The 20868-nt window shown below is 57.3% G+C and carries 19 protein-coding genes and 1 tRNA gene; 9 read left to right on the top strand and 11 right to left on the bottom strand.

Features of this window, described 5'->3' with window-relative positions:
• Positions 1-17: 17 nt before the first annotated feature.
• The 3 genes from recR to dnaX all read right to left on the bottom strand — a co-directional run bounded on the left by recR (position 18) and on the right by dnaX (position 3122).
• Positions 18-617 (bottom strand): recombination mediator RecR, encoded by a 600-nt coding sequence (gene recR, locus ACZK13_RS04490; protein WP_121504037.1) that lies wholly within the window; start codon positions 615-617, stop codon positions 18-20.
• A 141-nt stretch (positions 618-758) separates the two neighbouring features.
• Positions 759-1079 (bottom strand): YbaB/EbfC family nucleoid-associated protein, encoded by a 321-nt coding sequence (locus ACZK13_RS04485; protein ID WP_004154630.1) that lies wholly within the window; start codon positions 1077-1079, stop codon positions 759-761.
• Positions 1080-1085: 6 nt separating this feature from the next.
• A complete protein-coding gene (dnaX, locus tag ACZK13_RS04480) occupies positions 1086-3122 on the bottom strand; it encodes a DNA polymerase III subunit gamma/tau (RefSeq protein WP_183080197.1) in 2037 nt (678 codons plus the stop codon).
• Positions 3123-3284: 162 nt separating this feature from the next.
• On the opposite strand from dnaX, the gene ACZK13_RS04475 reads away from it, so the two are divergent.
• Positions 3285-3377: transfer RNA gene (locus tag ACZK13_RS04475), tRNA-Ser, on the top strand.
• 82 nt (positions 3378-3459) lie between these two features.
• Positions 3460-4881, top strand: coding sequence for a DUF6538 domain-containing protein (locus ACZK13_RS04470; protein ID WP_478482297.1), 1422 nt, complete (start codon positions 3460-3462; stop codon positions 4879-4881).
• A gap of 495 nt (positions 4882-5376) precedes the next feature.
• On the opposite strand, the gene ACZK13_RS04465 is transcribed toward ACZK13_RS04470, so the two are convergent.
• A complete protein-coding gene (locus tag ACZK13_RS04465) occupies positions 5377-6945 on the bottom strand; it encodes a MobA/MobL family protein (protein ID WP_478482296.1) in 1569 nt (522 codons plus the stop codon).
• Between the two features lie 312 nt (positions 6946-7257).
• On the opposite strand from ACZK13_RS04465, the gene ACZK13_RS04460 reads away from it, so the two are divergent.
• On the top strand, positions 7258-7548 hold the full coding sequence (locus ACZK13_RS04460; RefSeq protein ID WP_478482295.1) for a hypothetical protein: 291 nt from the start codon (positions 7258-7260) through the stop codon (positions 7546-7548).
• A gap of 44 nt (positions 7549-7592) precedes the next feature.
• Here the strand turns inward: ACZK13_RS04460 and ACZK13_RS04455 are convergent, their stop codons facing one another.
• The gene (locus ACZK13_RS04455) at positions 7593-8348 is read right to left on the bottom strand and encodes a reverse transcriptase domain-containing protein (RefSeq protein WP_478482294.1); all 756 of its coding nucleotides are present in this window, start codon (positions 8346-8348) and stop codon (positions 7593-7595) included.
• 469 nt (positions 8349-8817) lie between these two features.
• On the opposite strand from ACZK13_RS04455, the gene ACZK13_RS04450 reads away from it, so the two are divergent.
• Together ACZK13_RS04450 and ACZK13_RS04445 are read left to right on the top strand one after the other, a co-directional pair.
• Positions 8818-9114 carry a hypothetical protein gene (locus ACZK13_RS04450; RefSeq protein ID WP_478441296.1) on the top strand — a complete coding sequence of 99 codons (297 nt, stop codon included), beginning with the start codon at positions 8818-8820 and terminating at the stop codon, positions 9112-9114.
• 62 nt (positions 9115-9176) lie between these two features.
• Positions 9177-11144 carry an ATP-dependent nuclease gene (locus ACZK13_RS04445; RefSeq protein ID WP_478482293.1) on the top strand — a complete coding sequence of 656 codons (1968 nt, stop codon included), beginning with the start codon at positions 9177-9179 and terminating at the stop codon, positions 11142-11144.
• 160 nt (positions 11145-11304) lie between these two features.
• Here ACZK13_RS04445 and ACZK13_RS04440 read toward each other — a convergent pair whose 3' ends face one another.
• Genes ACZK13_RS04440 through ACZK13_RS04430 form a run of 3 tightly spaced genes read right to left on the bottom strand, consistent with a single transcriptional unit; the run spans position 11305 to position 12333 of the window.
• Positions 11305-11523, bottom strand: a complete 219-nt coding sequence (locus ACZK13_RS04440) for a hypothetical protein (RefSeq protein WP_461291588.1) — start codon at positions 11521-11523, stop codon at positions 11305-11307.
• 38 nt (positions 11524-11561) lie between these two features.
• Positions 11562-11861 (bottom strand): hypothetical protein, encoded by a 300-nt coding sequence (locus ACZK13_RS04435; RefSeq protein WP_478482292.1) that lies wholly within the window; start codon positions 11859-11861, stop codon positions 11562-11564.
• Between the two features lie 13 nt (positions 11862-11874).
• Positions 11875-12333 carry a hypothetical protein gene (locus ACZK13_RS04430; protein WP_478482291.1) on the bottom strand — a complete coding sequence of 153 codons (459 nt, stop codon included), beginning with the start codon at positions 12331-12333 and terminating at the stop codon, positions 11875-11877.
• Here ACZK13_RS04430 and ACZK13_RS04425 point away from each other — a divergent pair.
• The 4 genes from ACZK13_RS04425 (at position 12215) to ACZK13_RS04410 (ending at position 18093) form a co-directional block, all read left to right on the top strand.
• Complete coding sequence (locus tag ACZK13_RS04425) at positions 12215-12784, top strand: helix-turn-helix domain-containing protein (protein ID WP_478482290.1); 570 nt, start codon at positions 12215-12217, stop codon at positions 12782-12784. The two genes, ACZK13_RS04430 and ACZK13_RS04425, sit on opposite strands and share 119 nt — an antisense overlap.
• Positions 12785-14250: 1466 nt before the next feature.
• Positions 14251-15648: a site-specific integrase gene (locus ACZK13_RS04420; RefSeq protein WP_478482289.1), complete on the top strand. Its 1398-nt coding sequence runs from the start codon at positions 14251-14253 to the stop codon at positions 15646-15648.
• A gap of 57 nt (positions 15649-15705) precedes the next feature.
• Positions 15706-17271, top strand: a complete 1566-nt coding sequence (locus tag ACZK13_RS04415; RefSeq protein WP_478482288.1) for a hypothetical protein — start codon at positions 15706-15708, stop codon at positions 17269-17271.
• Positions 17272-17355: 84 nt separating this feature from the next.
• Positions 17356-18093 (top strand): NYN domain-containing protein, encoded by a 738-nt coding sequence (locus tag ACZK13_RS04410; protein ID WP_478482508.1) that lies wholly within the window; start codon positions 17356-17358, stop codon positions 18091-18093.
• 67 nt (positions 18094-18160) lie between these two features.
• On the opposite strand, the gene ACZK13_RS04405 is transcribed toward ACZK13_RS04410, so the two are convergent.
• From ACZK13_RS04405 to ACZK13_RS04395, 3 genes are all read right to left on the bottom strand, one after another.
• The gene (locus ACZK13_RS04405) at positions 18161-18427 is read right to left on the bottom strand and encodes a hypothetical protein (protein WP_478482287.1); all 267 of its coding nucleotides are present in this window, start codon (positions 18425-18427) and stop codon (positions 18161-18163) included.
• 625 nt (positions 18428-19052) lie between these two features.
• Positions 19053-19973: a Kiwa anti-phage protein KwaB-like domain-containing protein gene (locus ACZK13_RS04400; protein WP_478482286.1), complete on the bottom strand. Its 921-nt coding sequence runs from the start codon at positions 19971-19973 to the stop codon at positions 19053-19055.
• Positions 19970-20554: a hypothetical protein gene (locus tag ACZK13_RS04395; RefSeq protein WP_478482285.1), complete on the bottom strand. Its 585-nt coding sequence runs from the start codon at positions 20552-20554 to the stop codon at positions 19970-19972. The genes ACZK13_RS04400 and ACZK13_RS04395 overlap by 4 nt, the downstream gene beginning before the upstream one ends.
• Between the last annotated feature and the right edge of the window lie 314 nt (positions 20555-20868).

The following is a 20868-nucleotide window of genomic DNA, read 5'->3' as shown; positions in this document are numbered from 1 at the left end:
GCCATGCCGGCCGTTGCTCAATCGCGGAATTCGCTGCGCGTCCCGAACGCGTGCGACAGCGTGCCACGATCGACGTATTCCAGTTCACCGCCCAGCGGCAGGCCCTGCGCCAGGCGGCTGGGCTGCACCTTGCGTGCGCGCGCCAGCTGCGCCAGGTAATGCGCGGTGGCCTCCCCCTCCACAGTGGCGCTGGTGGCGATGATCAGCTCCTGCACCTCGCCTTCGGCCAGCCGCCGCTCCAATTGCTCCAGGCCCAGCTCGCGCGGGCCGATGCCATCGAGCGGCGACAGCCGCCCCTGCAGCACGAAGTAGACACCGCGGAAACCTGTGGCGTTTTCGATGGCCAGGCGGTCGGCCGGCGATTCGACCACGCACAGCTGGCTGCGTTCGCGGCTGCTGTTGGCACAGGTCGGGCACAACTCGGTTTCGCTGAAGTCGCGACATTGCGAGCAGTGGCCAATGCGCTCCACCGCCAGCGCCAGGGTTTCGGCCAGGCGCTGGCCACCTTCGCGCTCGCGCTCGAGCAGGTGGTAGGCCATGCGCTGCGCCGTCTTCTGGCCCACGCCAGGCAGCACCCGCAGTGCGTCGATCAATTGTTCAAGCAGGGGTGCGGACACGGCGGCAGGCTTTCATTGCGTCGAGCAGGCTCGACGGCTGTTTGTAGAGTCGAGCCATGCTCGACTGAAGGTTGGAACAGTCGAGCAAGCTCGACTCTACGGGATCCGTGGCACCCGGTTACACGGGTGCCACGCTGAAAATCAGAACGGCAGCTTCATGCCCGGCGGCAGCTGCATGCCGGCGGTGGCCGAACCCATCTTCGACTTCGACTCGGCATCGATCTTGTTCGAGGCATCGTTGAAGGCGGCGGCGATCAGGTCTTCCAGCATCTCCGGGTCGCTGGCCAGCGACGGGTCGATGCGCACCTTGCGGCATTCCTTGGCGCCGGTCAGAGTCACGCTGACCATGCCGCCACCGGCGCTGCCGGTCACTTCGATCTTGGCGATTTCTTCCTGGGCCTTCTGCAGGTTTTCCTGCATCTTCTGGGCCTGCTGCATCAGTTGGGCGATGTTGCCGCGCATAGTGTCTTACTCGTCAAAAGAACGGATGGAATCGGAAACAACCCGGGCGCCGTGCTGTTGGATCAGCACCTGCACTTCCGGATCGTCCATGAAAACAGCCTCTGCCACCTGCTGCCGCTCGCCACGCTGGCGATCGGCACGCTGGTGCAGGGTCTCGGCCGGAACGTGTTCGGTTTCCACGGTCTCGACCACGATCTTCGGCGCCTGGCCGAGGGCCTTCTCCAGCATCTCGCCCAGGGCGGCCAGCGCGCGCTCCGAGCGCAGATATTCAAATCCGGGCGAAAGACCCAGTTTCAAGGTCCCGTGCTGGCAACTGATGAAGGCGGCGTTGGCGGCCAACTGCCGCGACGGGCCGCTCAGGCCACTGTTGGCGACCAGATCCAGCCAATCCTCGGCGCTGGCCAGATCGCTGACACCTTCCTGCGGCACGGCATCACGTGCCGGGGCCGGCTCAGCCGGCGCGATGGCAATGCCTTCAGTGCGGAACGGGCGCTCGGGCGGCGCAGGCTCGCTGGGAGCCGCGACGGGAGCTGGCGGTTCATGCCAGGGCGCCACCATGGCGGCGTCCGGCCCAGCCATCTCGGCCGCCAGCGCCTCGTCACGCGCCTCGGCTTCGTCGGTGGCCCACGGCGGCAGGTCGTCGCCCGCTTCGGCTTCAACGGATGCCGGTGCCGCTGCTTCGGCCTTCACCGGCGGCGGTGACACGGGCTCTTCCACCGGAACCGGCTCGGGCTCCGGGGTCGGGTCCGGTTCGGGTCGTGGGGCCGGCTCAGGTTCGGGTTCAGGTTCGCGCGGCGCGGCCTGCGCCGGAGCGGCCACCTGCGCTACTACGGCCGGGCTTGCCGAAGTGGCGGCAGCAACCGGTGTCGCTTCATGGGTACCCGTACCGCTGCCACCACCGGCAGCATTGCCACCCGGCGCATTGCCTGCACCGTCCACCGACTTCGGCACCGGCGGGACCGCCGCGGCCGGGCGGAACGCCAGCATGCGCAGCACAGCCATTTCAAAGCCCGCGCGCGGGCTAGGCGCCAGCGGCAGGTCACGACGGCCGTTCAAGGCCATCTGATACCAGAGCTGCACCACTTCCGGACGCAGGCGTTCGGCGAACACCGTCGCATCCAGGCCTTCGGCAGCCGCTGCGGCACCCGGTACCAGCTGCTGCACCTGGATGCGATGCAGGCCTTCGGCCAGCGCTTCCAGTACGCCGCTCCAGTCCGGCGAGAACTCCGCCAGCGCAGCCACCACCTGCAACAGGCGCGGACCATCGCCTTCGGCCAGCGCATCGAGCATCGCTGCCACCTGGGTGCGGTCGACCGTGCCCAGCATGGTGCGCACCACGTCCTCGCGCAGCGCGCCGCCGGCGTAGGCGATCGCCTGGTCCAGCAGCGACAGGCCGTCACGCAGGCTGCCGTCGGCGGCCTTGGCCAGCTGCACGATCGCGCTGCCGTCGGCCTCGATTTCCTCAGCCGCCAGGATGCGGGTCATCTGGCCCTGGATCTGATCCTCGTCCAGGCGCTTGAGGTTGAACTGCAGGCAGCGGCTGAGCACGGTGACCGGCAGCTTCTGCGGGTCGGTGGTGGCCAGCAGGAACTTCACGTGCTCCGGCGGCTCTTCCAGCGTCTTCAGCAGCGCGTTGAACGCCGCCTTGGACAGCATGTGCACTTCGTCGATCAGGTAGACCTTGTACTTGCCACGCGAGGGCATGTACTGCGCGTTCTCGATCACCTCGCGCACGTCATCCACACCGGTGTTGGACGCGGCGTCGATTTCCAGCAGGTCGATGTAGCGGCCGGCGTCGATGTCCAGGCAGGCCGCACACTGGCCGCATGGGTCTGCGCTGGTGCCCTGCTCGCAGTTCAGCGACTTGGCGAAGATGCGCGCGATGGTGGTCTTGCCCACGCCGCGGGTACCGGTGAACAGGAACGCATGGTGGACCCGGCCGCTGTCCAGCGCGTTGCTGAGCGCACGGACCACGTGTTCCTGGCCCACCAGCTCGGCAAAACGCTTCGGACGCCACTTGCGGGCAAGGACGAGATAGGACATCAGGCCACCGTTTTCCATCGGATGTTCCATTGTGCCATGCCTGTCCAGCCCCCTCGCCTCCGGCACGTCCTTCGCAGGTTCCTGACCGGGGTGCTTGTGAAGTGCCGCGCGGCCCGCTAGAATCTGCGCCCCTGCTGAGGCGTTTGCCGATGGCAGGGATCCGGAGAGGTGTCCGAGTGGTTGAAGGAGCACGCCTGGAAAGTGTGTAAGCGTCTAAACCGCGCTTCGGGGGTTCGAATCCCCCTCTCTCCGCCAGACTCTGCAAACCCCTGAGAAATCAGGGGTTTTGCTTTTCTGGGCCTAGCAAGGGGCAGGACACAAATCGGGACACATCCCGATGAGAGTTCCCCATCACTTGATCAAGACGCCAGCGGGCTTTTCGTTCCGCCAGCGCGTGCCCGTCGACCTCCAGCCCCTTCTGGGCTGCCGAATTCTCAAGCGAAGCCTTCGAACACGCGAAATGCGCAGCGCCCAAGCTTGCGCCTTGGTCCTAGCCGCCCGCTATGCTGAAGTCTTCAGCGCCATCAGGAAGAACGGCATGGGCGAGAAGACGGCAGAGCAATGGCTCCAGGAGCTTCGGGGACAACGGCTCCAGGACTACACCCTGGAGCGAGACGCCAACGGCTCCCTGCGTATCCAAGCGGAGCCAGGCGAAGACACCGAGGCGCTGACTCGCGCCATCGAGAGCATCGGACGGGTCAATCCCGCGTTCTTCGGCGCGGCAGCCGCCCCGGCAGTTCCCTCCAAGCCCCAGCCCAGCAAGGTCCTGTCGCTGATGGAAGCGCGTGATCTTTGGCTCAAAGCCATTGCCCCCGACACCATCCCCAAGACCTACAGCATCAAGAAGTCGGCGATTGACGGGTTCGTGCGCACCACCGGCCCTGACTATCCCTTGCCGAGCATCAACCGGATCGACCTGTCGAACTTCTATCAGTCACTCGCCGATGCTGGCATCTCAACCCCGACCCGAGTGAACAAACAGTCCTACCTGGGCGGCTTCTTCGACTGGTTGATTGCCGCTGGCTACTACACAGACAGCAACCCGGCCCGAAGCCATGTCTCATACGGCAATAGCGCGAAGCGAAAGCGGCGCAAGCTGGGCTTCAAGGCCTTCGACCTGAAACAGATCAGCCTCCTCTTTGCTCCATCGGCCTTTGCCACATTGTCGCCTGCCGCGCGCTGGGCAGCCTTGTTGGGCCTTTATACCGGTGCCCGTGCCTCTGAAGTCGGGCAGCTGCTGGTGAGCGATGTGCAAACGGAAGGAGGCGTGGCCTACATCCATATTAATGACGACGGCGAGCACCAGCGCCTCAAGAGCGAGGCCAGTATTCGTACTGTCCCGATCCACGCTGACTTGATGGCCCTGGGCTTCGGCGACTATGTTGCCAGCTTGCCCACCTCAAGCCGTCTCTTCCCTCAAGCGAAGGCCAATGCCGTCAATGGCGCGGGGAACTGGATCTCCAAGGCCTTTACCCGCCACCTCGCTGAGCACGGAAAGACGTGGCCCAAGGCCAAGCGCGGCTTCCATTCCCTGCGCAAGACTGTCATTCAGCAGATGCAGGGCTTCGGTGTCGCCTCAGAAATGCGCGCCCAGATCGTCGGTCACGAGCTTGATGATGAGCACCATCCCGTCTATAGCCGCGAATTCACCCCGGCAGAAAAGCTCAATGGGCTGATCACTCCTGAATTCAAAACAGCAGGGCTCTCATCCTTGAGCTTCAATCTTGAGCTCGCTGCACTGAAGGAGTTGCTGGGATAGCGGATCTCCGCGCCAGGAAAATTACATGAAACGTCTAGGAGTATCTCTAACGGGCCAACATTGGCACTGACAAACGCCGCAACTATTGCGATCAACGCAAATAGTGCTTTTATGAGAGCTCCCAAACGTTAGGAGCTCCATATGCCGTTAGAAAGAAAGCTGGCTATCGCTAGTAGAGTGCTATGCCCTTTGATTGCCCAAGACCGGACCCGAGACACTCAGGAGCGGATCGAGGACATCATCCATGCTCTCGAAATCGCCGACGAACTGATCAACCGATGCATGCACCCTAAGCCTCCGGCTGACGACCACACTCTAAAACCTGCCGTTAGGGTCAGAGAAGCTGTGGTAGAACGCGACCAGGTGCAGCTGAGCGACATGATCTCAGAGCGCCGAGGCGCAGTGTCCAAGCCCAATCGGGGACCTACCTACCACTGATGGCAGCGAAAGCAGAGTTGGCTAAAGCCCCGGTTCGCCGGGGCCTTCGCTTGTCTATCAGTGCAACCGCGCTCCAGGATCTCTGACAGGATTCATTACGAGCAAGTGATCCGCTGGAATAGGGGCTTCAGGAGCGTCAATGGGGGCATCCTCCACCGGATATCTACGCAGCAGCACTTCACTCCAATTCTCCAGCTGCGACAACGACTCGCCTGTTCGACGGTTGTAGTCTTCCTGGGCCTTGGGTCCGGTGGCTTCGTGAGCGCGTTGATACTCCAGGCGCCCCAGTTCGAAAGCCCGAACCCGGCGCGCTCGGCGACGCGACCAATCCGACCGATTCAACAGGCCTGGCCTTGGGTTTTGGCTTTCGAAGTTCTCCAAGGCAAATTCTGCCTGGGCCAATACGTGCTGGGCACGGTCTTCAGCTTTCAGCCTACGCTTGAAGCGTAGAGCGTCCCGCTTCAACTTCTTCAGTCTTACGAGCAACTCTTCCAAGTCGCCACGGAGCCTGGGCGCTGCGAGATGAGCGGATATCAAGGTGGCACTGTTGCGCAGCAACCTGCGCGTAAATCTAAGCCGATCTCGCAGCGCCTCAATCCACGCCTCGGCCCAAATTTCTAGCACAGCCTTCAACGCCTGCTTGGATGCAGTGGCCTGCGGCTGCCGCGCCCCGTCGTCGGCAATCGCTTCAACTGGCAGGCTTCCCTCCACTGCTTCAACCACAGGGCTCACCAGATCGGAAGACAGCATTGGTCCCATGGCGGGGCCTAGGGCAACCTGGCGCGAGCCAACCGGAACGGCCTGATCGGATACGGGGTCCATCAACCTGCCCTCTCCTGCCATCTGGGCCATGGCGCGATCCCAAGCAGCGCTGTTGGCCAGATGGATCCCGTCATTGCCCTGCTTAAGATCGGTATCCATACCTCGCCGATGCAAGGCAGTGGCGTCTTTGCCCATGTGAAGTCCTGGAGCACGGGAAAGCTCCGCTGCCGTAAGCTCATCCCCTTGCTCTGCAGCCTCAGCGGCCTGATCTTTTAAGCTGCGGTGATCGACACGTGCCGAGACACCGGCTGCGGCCAGGTGAGCATTGATGGCTTCACCCACCATCGCGCGGATCCATTCGACTTCTCCTCGACCCGAAGGGCCGCCGTCTAATTCTCTGGTCTTGTCCTTCAGCCCCTCTGCGTCCACCCGCCTAGTCGTAGCCAAGATGTGGACGTGATAGTTAAGGCCATCTGCCGTTTGCGGCTCATGGATGCTGGATTGGACAGCGAACCTGTAACGCTGGACCAGACAGCGCGATATTTCGGCTGCCAGGTCTGAACGCTGCTCATTGCTCAATTCGTGTGGCAAGGCCACCTCGAACTCTCTAGCGACCGTGGCATCTTTTCGGCGCTCCGAAGCCTCGGCTGCAGGCCAGAGTTGTCGGGGGTCGAAAGCCCAGTCGGGAGCGTCGTCGGGAGCGAGGCAACGGGTCTCAACGACCCCGCCGCGCTTTCGGTAATCGTGTCGAAGCCCCGTTCGCTCATCGATGATGAGCAGCCCCGCCCTGTAGGCAGCGGCGGCGGTGGATGCGTGCCCCTGGGTACGGCTAAATGTCTTTACTCTGGTGTGATAAATGGCCATTGATGCTCCCTATTCTTGGCCCCCGCCCTTGCCTTTATGCCTACGATTTAGGCTTTGGCAAGCGCTTTTCTAGGGGGTCAAGGGGCACAGCCTCTTGCGCACGCATTGCCCGAAGGGCAATGCCTAAGTGCGCTCTTGCGTTTAAGTCAGGGCGTGCGATTCAACGAAGAAGCCCTGGCCAGTTGTTTTCTCAAATGGGCAGCGCTACGCTCCGCAAAAGAGCAGCGCAAGGGGGCAGCGGCCCAATACCAGACATTTGGAGTAAACCAGCCTTCGTCCCGAATAGAGCAGCAACAGCCTTAGGAGAATGTCATGGGTGGTGCAAAGAGAATGCTTGAAGAGCATGAAAAGAAGCTGGGCATAGCAAGTCAGATTGCAGTCGAGGCTGGCGTCCTGAAGACATGCGAATTTCACGATGACACGTATATGGAAGGGGACCGGGACGTCCAGGAAGCATACAAGCTAGGAAACACCAAGTTCACCAGGGGCGATATCGCAGGTGAATTTGAAAGTCGCACTGAAATGACCGACTACATCAAGCAGGCTGTTGAAGAGCTCGCCAATGACGAGTGCGGAAGTTGCGCCAAGTGGCGCGACGACTGAGCGCAACGCAGAGGCCCTTCGTCCTTGCGAAGAAAGCTAGAAGATCAGGGGAAGAGTTTGCTCAATTGCGCATCGTTGACGGAAGCGACGTAGCCAAGAATTCCCATGGCTACCGCATCGCAGCTAGCAACCATGAGCGCCTCGCGAAATTCAGCCATTCGCTCCTCTGAGATGACAAGCGAATTGTGAGAAAGCTCGACATTGAAGACCGTCACAAGCGTTGAAGGTCCCTCCGTCTTCTCTTGATTTAGGGCAATTCCCGCTTTTTCTGCTTTATCGCCTAACTCGGCCTTGATCTTATCCAGCAGGCCGATGTCCAACGAAGAAATAACGATGTCGTCCATGTAGACACTCAGCGTGATTCCTTCCTGCGCTGACAGCTTCCGGAGATACGCACCGACTCTACTCTGGTCAAGCGCGAGCGAAGCAAGTAGAGGCGATTGGACAAAGCCATAAGGGAGCATGGTCTTCGTTGCCCCTGGAGCGATGACAACGCTGGCGCTGGCCATTCCCCTCGCTTCAACGTAAGAGAAGTAGCGCTTAAGGCATCTGGTTACACGCGATAGGTTGATGCTTCCGAAGAAGTTCTTCAGGTCGCATCTAAAAAAATAGGTGCTGTCGGCATGCGCCCGAAGTGCTGCAACGTGCCCTCCCTTTCGCAAATGATAGTAGAACGCAGGAGGCGACCAAGCCTTTGCCACTCTGGCCCGGATTTGTTCGCCAACAGCCCTGCTAGCAGGTGTGGGGACAAAGACCCAACGCCCTGACTTTACTTGAAAGCGATGCTCCCACCTTTTCATCCCTGGCTCGACAGTAGTTAGATGCCATGTTCACGAGCGCCGCGACCAGGCGGAACAATCCGCCAAGGAACGACAAGCACGCATGAACTAGGCGGGTCTTACGGAGAAATTTCTTCATAAGATCGCTCCTCTATTCATAGCTCTGGCTTACCTAGCGCAAGGCGCATGGACATTAACCAACAGGGTGAGCCAAATGGCGCACACCGGTATCGCGTAAGTCACTTGGTGACGAATAGAGGGATAGGCTGAGTTCCTATCGCCAGAGCGCCCCAATTGTATCCCGAGCTCACTGCACAAGGAATAGGCCAACCCTACTACCTAAGGCTAAGACTCGATACGTGCCCTTGCCAAGGGCAAATGTGGTGCAATTGACCAAGGGGCATCTGAAAGAACCAAGATGACTGTCGGTATTTTGACGGCCGCAACTCTCGCCCCACGGTCCGAAGCATAAATGGGGGGGGAAGGAACCATGTCTAAGAACGCCGCACTGTTGGCAATCGAGCAAGGGCTTTGTCTTGAGCTTCGATATGACGGATTCTCGCGATTGGTAGAAGTCCATGCGGTAGGCACGAGCAAGACCGGTCAACTCTGCATGCGTGTCTACCAAGTGAGCGGCGGCTCGGTAAGCGGCGAAAGAGCAGGCTGGAAGCTGATGCTCATCGACAAGAGCTTCTCGGCACATGTCTCAACAATCCGGTCAGACGCCCCCAGAACTGGCTACAAGAGAGGGGACCGGGACATGCTGACGATCTACAGCGAACTTTAGTCGCGCGGTCGCCCCTAGGGCCCGATAGGGCGAAATCACACACGGATAGGATGCCCAGCGCTATGCAACTGCTAAATGCACGTATCAAGAATTTCCGGTCTCTGCGCGACATCTCCATCAGCTTTGAGGCGCACACGGCTCTGATCGGTGGCAATGGCGCCGGAAAATCCAGCATCCTGAAAGCCCTTGAGAAGTTCTACTCGACCAGCAAAGCGCTGGATCCGGATGACTACTTCGGCCGTGACACTACCTTGCCAGTAGAGATCGAGTTGACCTTCGGGGAACTGAGTAGCGCCGAACAGGAGACTTTCGAGAGTAGAGTTCGGGAGGGCACGTTGACTGTATCCAGGATCTTCGATGGAACGTCCTCGTCAGGTCGCTACTATGGCTCAACGCTCCAAAATCCGGACTTCTCTCCCATCCGCGCCATCAGTGGTGCGACTGAAAAGCGGGCCGCTTACAAGGCTCTCAAGGAAGAGAACGCCACTTACACCAGCCTTCCCAGCGCGACCAATGCCGCACAGATTGAGGGGTATCTCCTCCAATGGGAGCAAGAACATCCCGATGCCTTGACCCTGTTGAGGGACGATGGTCAGTTCTTCGGGTTCCAGAACGCGGGGCGAGGTGCGCTTCAGCGTCATACCAGCTTCGTCTTTGTTCCGGCAGTTCGAGAGGCCTCGCTTGACGCCGCTGACGGTAAAGCAAGCGCCATTGGAAGGCTACTGGAGATCGTTGTTCGCAGTGCAATCCTTCAAAGACAGGATGTGCGAGCTTTCCAGGAAGAGGTGACGACGCGCTATCGCGCTCTAGTTGAACCTGCAAACATGCCTGAACTTGGGGAGCTTGCAACCCGCTTAACTGGCGACCTTAAAAGCCTGTATCGGGACGCTGCGGTGGGGCTAAAGTGGCGCGAAGTCGCTGACATCGCTGTGCCCTTGCCTGCCGCAGATGTCTCATTGAGTGATGAAGGCTTCGGCGGCCCCGTGGATCGCCAAGGTCACGGTCTTCAGCGCGCATTTGTCTTCACGCTTCTCCAGCACTTGGCCAAGACTAGCCATCAAACTCCTACTGCTGAAGGGAAATCGGACGAGGAAGTTCCAGGGACAACGCCGCCAGCGGCCCCGAGCCTCATCTTGGCAATTGAGGAACCGGAGCTATACCAACATCCGACTAAGCAGCGTCACTTAGCAAGCGTTTTGAGAGGTTTGAGCACCGGGAGCCTACCTGGTGCGACCGGCCCCACACAGATTATCTTTGGCTCTCACTCACCGATGTTCGTTGCAATGGAGCGAGCTAACGAAGTGCGGCTTACCCGGCGAGCAAAGTCCACGGACAGCAAGTTTAAGCATGCGCAGCTCACATCGCTGAGTCTAGACAATGTCGCTACCCGACTTGAGAGAGCAAACAACAAGCCCGCTGGGTCTTGGACGGCTGCAACTCTCACCCCGAGATTGCACATCCTTGGGACTGAGCTTTCAGAGGGCTTCTTTGCGAACGGCGTCGTCCTGGTTGAAGGAAGAAGCGACCGTTCTGCGCTTCAAGCATGCGCGCGGCTGCTCGGCCTTGACTTCCATGCTGCTGGCATAGCAATTCTTCCTGTTGAGGGAAAGCTCAATCTTGATCGGCCCTACGCTGTATTCACCGAGCTGGGAATTCCGACCTTCATCCTATGGGACTGCGACCTGAACAAGAAGGAAGCAGGTGCTAACCCAGCGCTGCTTCATCTAGCGGACGCTAACGCCACTTACGATGAGCCGCTCTCAACCCGGATAGCCAAGAACTATGCCTACTTTGATGACACGCTTGAAACAGTGCTGATCTCAGAGCTCGGCACCGAGCTGCATCAGCAGTGTTTGGCAGAGGCATGTGAGCCGTTTGGGCTCACCCCCAGCAAGGACACACACAAGATTCCGGAAGTGATGCATCAGGTGTTGGCATGTGCGAAAGGCAAAGGAGTTAGCTCACCCACGCTGGAAAACCTTGTCCAAGCGATTTGGTCGCACCTGGCCCCCGAGGACACTGAGGCTTGAGCCGGGCCTCAGCCACCTCAGCTGATGCCCTCCCAACGGGCGCAGCATCGCCATAGCTAGCTAAGCAAGCTGAGCCTTAATCCCGACGCTTCAAACGCGATAGGCGTGGGAGGGCATTTGCCCTCCCTTCAATCGATAGACGGCTCGAAAGCGCCTGCAATCAGAATATTGATTGGCGCTTGCTTCGAGCGAAGCGACGGCGGACCAGCCACGGCAGTCCCCACAGCAGCAAGAGAGGCCAGAAGACAACTTGGCCGAAGAGCATCAGCCCGAATACTGCTCCTTCAGCGGTGGTGCCCTCCTCAAACACCACGCTGCACAGCCACCACAAGGCCGCACCCGTGATGAGCCAACGCACTACGTTGAAAAACGTCCACATCTGAACCTCCTAGCTAGGGGTTGGCGGCGGGCTTGAATTCAGCGACGGTCTACAACAGTCCAGTTGCCGCCAACTTTGTCGATGACGAAAGTGCCGACAAGCTGTTGTTGCTCGGTGCGGGTGCCGATCTGGTAGCGGGCCGTTCCAGTGACACTGCACGCGTAGCCCGGACTGTCTCCTCGCACACACTCGCCCACCTTGAGACGTTCGAAGGTCATCGTCGTTCCCGTTGCTTCCTTGAAATAAACGGTCAAGGCCTTCTCAACATCGCCACTACCAGGGCCACCCGAGCAGGCGGCCAGCAGCACTGCGGCGGAAAGCGTCCAAAGCTTCTTCATGTCAGCTCCTTGATCAGTCGATGAGTAGGCAGTGACTGCCCGGATTCGTTGCAGTGCCAGGCAGGACTTCGCTATCGATCACTGACCCGGCCTTATTGATGACGATCACGATCTGACTAGGCCGCGCAGAGGAGTCCTCCTCACGCTCGCCGAGGTAAGCCAGAGCGATGGCGTCCTTGAAGTCATAGACCTTGCCGAAGCCAATGACGCTATGCGCTTCGGGAGGCAGCAGAACGGGCTTGCCGTCCAGCTTGAGCATCCGTTTGTAGTCCGGCCCATCTGCAGGGTCGATCCGGCCGATCCGCGTTCGGATGGGGCCGGTGGGGGGAACGGAGGCGTGTCCGGTGGCCCAGATGAACTCAGAGACTTTAGGACGCCCTCCCCCATCCACCCGAAACTGGCCGCTCTGCAGTTGGCACGACAGGCTGTTCGCAGCCTCGGCAGAAGCAGCGAACGACAGGAGACCCACCACTGCCCAGCACCTCATATCCATACGATTAGCTCTCCGACGAATATTTGCGTTGAACGCAAATGACCAGCTAAGCTTAGATGGGCACACTTCTGGGAGTCAACGTCTTTGTTGTTCTTGGATGCCCGCCCCTCAACCTACGCCTACTGTTCTTGGCCAACGTCTTCGCGCCGCCCGTGTGGCTAAGGGGTGGACGCAGGCGCAGCTTGGGGAATTGCTTTTGGGCGTGGACGACCCGAACACGGTGGCTCCCCGCATCAGCCGTTACGAACGAGGCATGCACAAGCCCGATCTGGCGACCATCGAGAGACTTGCGGAACTGCTGGATCTTCCAGCGGCTTACTTTCTTGCTGCCTCCGACACAATGGCTGAAGCCATCCTGGTGCTATCGCAGCTTGATGCTAGGAAGCAGAAAGAAGCACTAGCACTGCTAAAGCAGCTTGCTGCGCCCTAGCCTTTCATCGCATGTCTTGAGCCGGAATGTTGTCGGGGATCACCTTGCAGAAAGAACCAGCTTCCGCGATTTTTCAAGCGAATGACAGTGGTACTCTCTTTAAAGACCAGACGCGAAGCGGATCCATTAGTGCTTTTCAGCCGGAACACCGATTAGAACAAGCATAGGTCTGGCGCGGTTGACCAAGCAGGAGTTAATCTAAGAGCATCGGGAACGAGTCACAGGGGACTTGAAGGATGCAAGAAGCTCTGGATCGAAGAACTAATCACGAATACACCGCTTTAGAGATTTCACTGCTCACGGAGGCCCAGCGGGAGCCCTTGAGGGGCCACTTAAAGTGTTTAGGCTGTGAATCTACCGCGCACTTTCGCCGAAAGACTGATCCAAGTCCTGGAAGGAATGGGAGAATTGCGCACTTCTATTGTCGTCCGCATGCGCCCAACTGCAGCCTCATCCAGCGCAACGCAGATCCATGGGAAACAAATGAGAGTGATGCGACTGTCGCTCAATGGGTGGAACGCAATCAGACTCTGATTGTCAGAATTCAGACGCCAGTCGAATCTTCGGAGGTGAATTCTGAAGAAGGCGAAGATGCTGACGAAGGCAGCAGAGCTGGCGGAGGCTCGGCCTCCCGAACACGCCGGTCGACGACTATATCTCGCGGGCCGCAACGGCTACTTGAACAATTAGTTCACTGGCCAAGCTTCAAAACCAGTCCAGTTCGGATACGGCTCCCAGATCCTGCTCAGACGGAGGTGCCGGTCCATGACGCCTTTGTACGGTTTGAGGACGCCCGAGTCGATCTACATACGGAGCGTTGGCTTGGATTCTGGGGAATAGTGCGCTCTTTTAGCTTTTGGCCCCTTGGCAGTAGCTACTACTCAAACTTTGGCGCCGAAAACAGCAGCTTCCGCATCTCGATTCACCAGAGCCACGCCGACGCCATCGTGCAAAGGTATCGGCTAGACAGCATTCATGACCTGGTTGGCCACTATCTCTTGCTCTTCGACCGTGCTCGCGAATCTGCGTCAGGCCGCTTCACTGCAGACGTAAACTCAGTTCATCATGTTGGATTTGTCCGCAATACGGATCAATGAGAAGAGGTCGTCAGACTCATGACCGCGAGCTGGTGTTGCGACACACGTTCAGCAAAATTAGCCAGCGCTTAAATAATGTGATGCCGGTCGCAATGCCTAAATGCCATTAGTGTAAGAAAGCACGCTTAGGCGTAAGTACACTCAAAATCGTACAGTACAAAAATGACTGCAAGATAGAAGCGGTCACCAAAGGCAAACCCTTGCGCCACAGCGCTTGGCAACGCACATCCCACTAATCTCCTCTAAAAGTTTTCGCGCTAATTCCAACGTTCCGGCGAATGCCTAAGCAACGCGGCAACCCTCTAGATCTCGTTTGACGAATCATCACTAGGCCTTAGCACTGCTCCCATCATCTACGGAGACAGCGCAATGCCAAAAACAGTAAAGAACTTCCTTCAAGACTTCCCTTTCAATCCCGACGCCGATGACACGCTGCAACTTAAGGGCATCAGGATCGGGCGCTTCCGGATTGATGAACTGGTCATCACCGGACGCGAAGCGGCCATCCATGCGCAAGAGATCCTCAACGCGGCTATGGAGCGCTCTCGACGCTCTCGCATCAATGCCGCAGGCACGCGCTACCTTGAGCCCCTATCCGCAGGCCACCCCGCCCGGCTTCTTTCCGTAGAGATCAAGGACTATCTGGGAGATAGAGAGCGCCGCTGCCTCGCACAAGAGACCATCGACTCCACAGCCCGAACCCTGCGGCTTCTCCAGATGACCTGCGGCGACATCCCCGTCTCACGCATTGACCACCCCCACATTTATCGCCTCTGGGACCTCATGCGCTGGTCACCTCCGGGCCTCTTTTCTGACCCCGCCTATCGAGGGATCAGCTATGACGAAGCCATTGCCTGCGGCAAGGAGCTAGATGTTCCTCAGCTTGCCCCTGCGACGCTCGAACGACATCGACGCTTCCTGGTCTCCTTCTTCAATCAGCTGGTCAAGACGAAAGCCATTGAAGCGTCCCCCATGGCCGCGTTCGCGGAGATCAAGAAAGACCTGGTCACCGATCCCAACAAGCCTGAGCGCCTCTTTGATGAGGAAGACCTAAGGCGTATCTTCGACCCAAAGACCTTCATTCCTTGGGCGAGCAAGTATCCGCATCGATGGTGGCTTCCTATGATCGGTCTGTATACGGGTGCCCGCATCAACGAAGTCGCTCAGCTGAAGGTCGCCGACATCGTCCAGGAGAGTGATGTCTGGTGTATCCGCATCCAGAAGACAGTAGACCCTGACCTAGCGCACCGGAACCGGCTACGGAGTCGACAAAGCCTAAAAGGCAAGGCATCTATCCGAACGATCCCCATCCCGAAGCCCCTGTTGGACGCAGGCTTCCTGGACTTCATGGATGACATTAGAGAATGCGGCCACCCTCGCCTCTTCCCACACCTATCCGCTGGTGTGAACCGTAAGACTGGCGAGACCAATGCTCGCTACAGCCTGGCAGCGCTTAGCCAGTTCAGCCGCTACATGAAGGACCTTGGATTCCCTAGAGGTGTTGGGTTCCATGCCTTCCGCCACACCATCGCCACAGAGCTCCACCATCAGAACGTCCCTGACGAAGACATTGCTCTGATCACCGGCCACTCTGTCAGCAAGCGCGTGCCCGTGCTTCACGAGGCCTACTTCCACAAGAAGCCCGCCGTGATGCGCAGGAAGCAGATAGAGACCTTGGAGAAATACCTACCTGCAGTCGCGCTTCCGGTCTATGCCAAGGGGCAGTTCAAGCGATGCTTGAAGGACAAGAGGAAGTTCTATCCATGATGTGTCCGAAAGTCAGTGGTAGGCTGTCATCCTTGCAACCCTTTATCGTTCTGGCCGATGAACTTCCCTAAATCTCAGAAGACTGGTCGACAAGCAGAGCTTGTAGTAGAACAAGCCTTCGTAGATTGGAACTGGAATGTTGGGCACGATCAGATAGACATTGGTTACGACCTCTGCATCACCCCCGATCACACGGTCTACCACGGCATTCACTTTCTAGCACAAGTGAAAGGGACCTCTGTCGAGCCCAGAAAAGGCCGCCTCACCGCTCAAGTTTCCAAAAGCAGATTACGGCAGTATGCGAACAATGTGCTCCCAGTCTTCATTTTGAGGGTGACCCCCGACCGTTCCATCTATTGGATTCACGCTCAAGAGTGGGCGAAGGGCAATCAAGAAAAGCTGATCGGCGATGGCAAAGGCGTGGTCACGTTCGACCATTCAAAGGTCCTCAGTGACCGTGAAGGCTTTGAACGCTATCTGTGGGACATCGTAGAGCCTATTCTTCAAACCCGAGATCCGTTATCCATCGGGCATCAGCCAGCTATTGATCTAGCAAAGCACAGCGCCCGAAGAGCGCCCCCCGGCTCCGGCGAGAACAAGACTCAGAAAGTGCAGGAGCTCTCGAAGAGGCTTTCTCTGTTGGAACTATCCTTCACCTCGGTCGGAACCGCCGAGAACACCGCCCTTGTCCGGGACGCATATCTGTATGGCCTCCCACGCACATTTGATGTGAAGGACTTCAAACTCGGCCCCCTCCCCGGCTTCGAGGATCAAACGAAGCCAATACTTGCTCATGGCAAGGTGACCATGAGGTCAAACACTTACGTCCAAGGCCACGTCATCATTTGCCCCGGCCAAGAATACTCGGTCCTGGCGCAGGAGCTAAGCCTAGCTGCCCAGCTGTTCAACGGCGCCGCCGGGATAGGCATCACCAATGAACTTCTCCCATCCGCACTTAACATAATAATCCGTGGGACCGTTGCTGGCTCGACATTGGAGACAGAGATCAGCTTGGGCATCAGGGGAAACGAGATATACGGAGTGCCTTTAAAAGAGGTGAATTATCTCGCCCCTTTGGCAACTTGGGCGGACCAGATCGCCGCCGAGGACGCAATGCTGCTGACTATAGAATTCAACGATGCCCGTCAGACCCTGACGCCCCCGGTTTCACCCATTAAAAAGATGCTCCCTGTATTTCAACACATTAGAAGCTTGAGCAGGCTGCACATGGTCGCGCGCGCGCTCAAATCCGACTTTACCTTAGAATCGTCAGACTACCTTTCTGACGAGAACTTTGAAGACATTGACTTTGGCTTCGACCTTCTGAGGGGCGCCCAACGCCCAATCTCCATTCATAGGTTCGAGGTCGATTCAGTCACCCCAGATGCACGAGCGGCAATGAAGGCGCCTGGCGAATTTCTCATTCAGACACATTGGCAACTGGATGTGGCTGGAAAGGCGCTCGGTCACTTCCCGGTCGAGATCCATATGACTGGCTATGCTTTTGAAAGCACCGCAGACCCCGATAAGCTCAGGATTGTCAAAGGTAGCAACGGGCAAGCTTGGGTTAGCTACAAGAAACATGATGCAGCCGGGGACCATATCGTTCGACGGAAGACGTAGTCATCGGCAAGCTGTCGCACCATATATGCTCTACGCGATAAGGAAATCAACATGGCTCAACCGCAAGAATCGACCGTTGCCGTAATGATTGACTGCGACAACGTTGCTCCCGAAATCGTGGATTTCGCGCTCCTCATGGCTGCACAGGCCGGGCGCGTAACGCTTCGGCGCGGCTATGGCAATCGCACTACCTTAGGCAACTCTTGGCAAGAGGCGCTGGTTCGCCAGGCATTCACTCCATGCCTTCAGTTTCAATACGCAGCGAAGAAGAACACCTCCGATATCGCCCTGGCCTTGGATGCCCTGGAAGCGCTCTTCGATCAGCGTGCCGACATCTTCTGCCTGGTGACCAGCGACTCTGACTTCGCCTACCTCTGCAGGAAGCTCCGAGAGCGCGGCGCCACGGTTCTGATCGTAGGCGAAGCAAAGACCCCCGACGCTCTGCGTAATGCCTGTGATCAGTTCTTCGAGTGGTCCGCACAAGATGCCTCATCGCCAGAGCCGCCCGATCTTCAGGACCCGCCACATCCTGCTGACCACAGTAGCGAAGCCAAGACCACCGGCAGCGCTCCGCTCCCAAAGCGCCGTCCTCGGTTCGTCATCGAGGCCGTCTCACTGCTCGCCGGTAGCACGCCAGAGGGAAAGGTAAGCCTCAACTCCTTGGGCTCCTATCTAAAGCGAGCGAATTCCGGGTTCTCCCCTGGCATATATGGACATTCCGGTCTTCTCAACATGGTGAAGACCTACGATCTCCTGTCGCTCAAGCAGGAAGACAATGGGCAGTGGTCTGTAAGCTTGGCGCCTAAGCCAGAGGCAGCCTGAGGCTGGCCACCACTGCCGTTTGGCGTATTGCCCAAAAAAAGGCCCCGCATCTGCGGGGCTTAGGCCATTAGATCAGACGCACACGGCCATTTTCACCAATCTCGTATTTTTCAGTTTGGGGATGCTCACCATCACCGGCGCTCGGACTATGCAAGCCATTCGAGGCTTTTTTGGCCGCTTCTGCAATCTCCACATTGATGCGAGCTCGCTGAGCCAAAGCCGCGAGTTCATCCGGAGGATTACCAGCTTCCAAGGCCCGCCTGATAGCAATTTGAATTGCATTCAAATCTTTAATTTCGGAATTAAGGATATTATCCAAAGACTCATCAGACATAACACAAAGGACAGACACAGCGCTCCCCCTTATCAACCGTCAAATACCCAACAGGCGCACTTGACAAGATTAATAGTCGATTTAAGTTTAAGAAAAAATGGGGGCGATGAGCATGAATAAGAATTCAGAAAGAAAAACATCGATATCCATGCTTATCGCTTTCACTTTCGGATTAATTTCGGGTGGTGCAATGGGCATCGTGACATCAATAATACTAAGAACTCCATGATCTCACGCCTCTCAGCCAGAAGAGGCATACCACAGAATGACACCAATCACGCCACCAAAAATTGTCCAGAATCGCGCATTCAATTTCGGACACAATCCTACAACCGTAAAAAATATAACAAAAAATAGCAGGAAAATATTTGCAGCAGAAAATCGACCTGTCGAGTCAAACCTCTCCCAGAAGAGAGTTATCAGAGCAAGAGACAGAAGAAGAAAAAAATGCACTCGCAACAAAAGCCACTCGTGGAATTACGTCCAAATAGGCAGCCAATTTTGCCTCGAATCGTTCAGGCAACTTGGCGACCCATAAAAATATACTCTTAACGCATCCTGCCAATCTTCTACATATTTTACAGTCCATTGCGTCTCTCCAGGCCAGCTTGAAAGCCCAATGACTTTAGACGACCCTCACCCCATCAGGAACGTCATACATGATATCGGTGATTTCACTAACAAGACGGTGATCCAACAGCAATGTCATGATGACCTTGGCGGTCTCAGCGGTCGGGATAATTTTCCCCGCCTTATCGAAAGAGACACCCCACTTCCGCTTCGTCGCAACAGTCTTGAGCGCCTTCAAATATTTGGGATTGGAATACAGATTCTTGTCCTGAATCACCGTCATCCTCTTCAGATGCGTTCCGTTCTCGCCAACATAGTCCAACAGGGGTTGCATGTTAGTAAAGAGAGCGGAGAAGGCAGGCTCCAACTTCAGCTTTTCGAACGCCTGGGCGTAACCGGCTCGATACTGCATCATTGACTCAAAGCCCTTCTTGTTCGACACCAAAAGAACACCATCCAAGGCAAATATGTCAAACCGGGGCTCAAGAGTGAACTCATCACCCGCTACGGCCGACAGCTGACCGTTCTTAAAAATTGCATTAATTACATTCTTCTTTATATATACCGGCTTCCACGTCATCGGAGTGCGCCGCGTGGCGTAGAGGGTCTTCCCATCCTTTACAAACTTCACCAGGTAGCCGACAGCGCCCTTGAGCTTCTTAAGATCATTAGTCGCATGGTCAGACTCCGGCTCGTCAACGAGATCCTTTAGAACCTGAAAGTCGGTATCACCCACAGCAATAGTCAGGCATCCATCATCGGTGGGCTGAGAGAGATGCCCATATGGAATCCACTCGTTAATTCGGGCCCTCTCATTTTCCGCAAAACCCTTGAGAGCGTTATCCAGGACTGGATCCGTCTTGATGTAGAACGCCTTGAATTTCTTGGTGCCAGCGCTCCTCTTAAACACCCAAAGGAACACGTTTGACCCGGCGAGGTCAAATGCCTTGAGGCTTTTCAATGCCAAATCGCTCATGGGTCCCCCATCAAGTATACTTCCTGAACATCCTCAATAAGCTGCTTGCCAGGCAACAGCTTTCCTTGCTTCAGCGCGCGCACGGTCTTACGGACCTGTTTCCCACCGACAGCAATATCAACCTCATACAGTCGCCAGCCGAAAGCAATCAATACGGGGTTCATCAGAATCTGCCCCGACCTATACGTAATCAAAAACAAGAGCACAAGAAAAACGAAGAATCCCGCCAACTTCTGTGGATCTCCGTAACTCAACCCCATGAATGATACAACGTAGGGGAAAACATAATTAATCAGGTCATTCGGAACGGGTTTCGCGGACAGAACTTCAGCTTCGCTCTTCAATCGGACAGCCTTTATGGAATACATCGTCAGCCACAGTGCGGCTGATGTAACCACTATTGCGGCCAAGGATGCCCAAGGGTGCTCAAAGATCTGAAGTTCGCAATCAAACTGTCCTCTCCAACCACATACGGGCTCTCCCCACAGCTCTTTTTTGATGTCTTGCGCCGCCAGTACAAAGGCCAGCGGGGCATACGACCCTAGAAAAAGCACTCCTGCTGACCAAATCCGAAATTGCATTCCGGTATTTCCCTCTAGTTCACCCCTCTGTTGCCAAGCATAGACCGGCCTCGTCTCATCGACCGAGAACTCCGCCGGGTCAAGGACGCCAGCTAAAGATGCCCATTGATTAGAGGCCCTCACAGATAGCGGCTCGCCTGCGGGGATCTTTAGGACGGCCCAATCCGACGAACTCCAGGCCGTACCCCTGCTCGCATCATGGTGCGAACTTGGGTAGCATCCGGGACACACCACAGGACACAAATCCGGTTTGTGGACGCCTCCGGAGCTAAGCGGGACGGTCAAGGTACTGCTTCCCCCTCTCTCCGCCAGAC

This window comes from Stenotrophomonas sp. 99219_Sma, assembly GCF_056480785.1.
The sequence above is the reverse complement of the archived record's forward strand: the minus strand, read 5'-3'. Positions and strand labels throughout refer to the sequence as shown.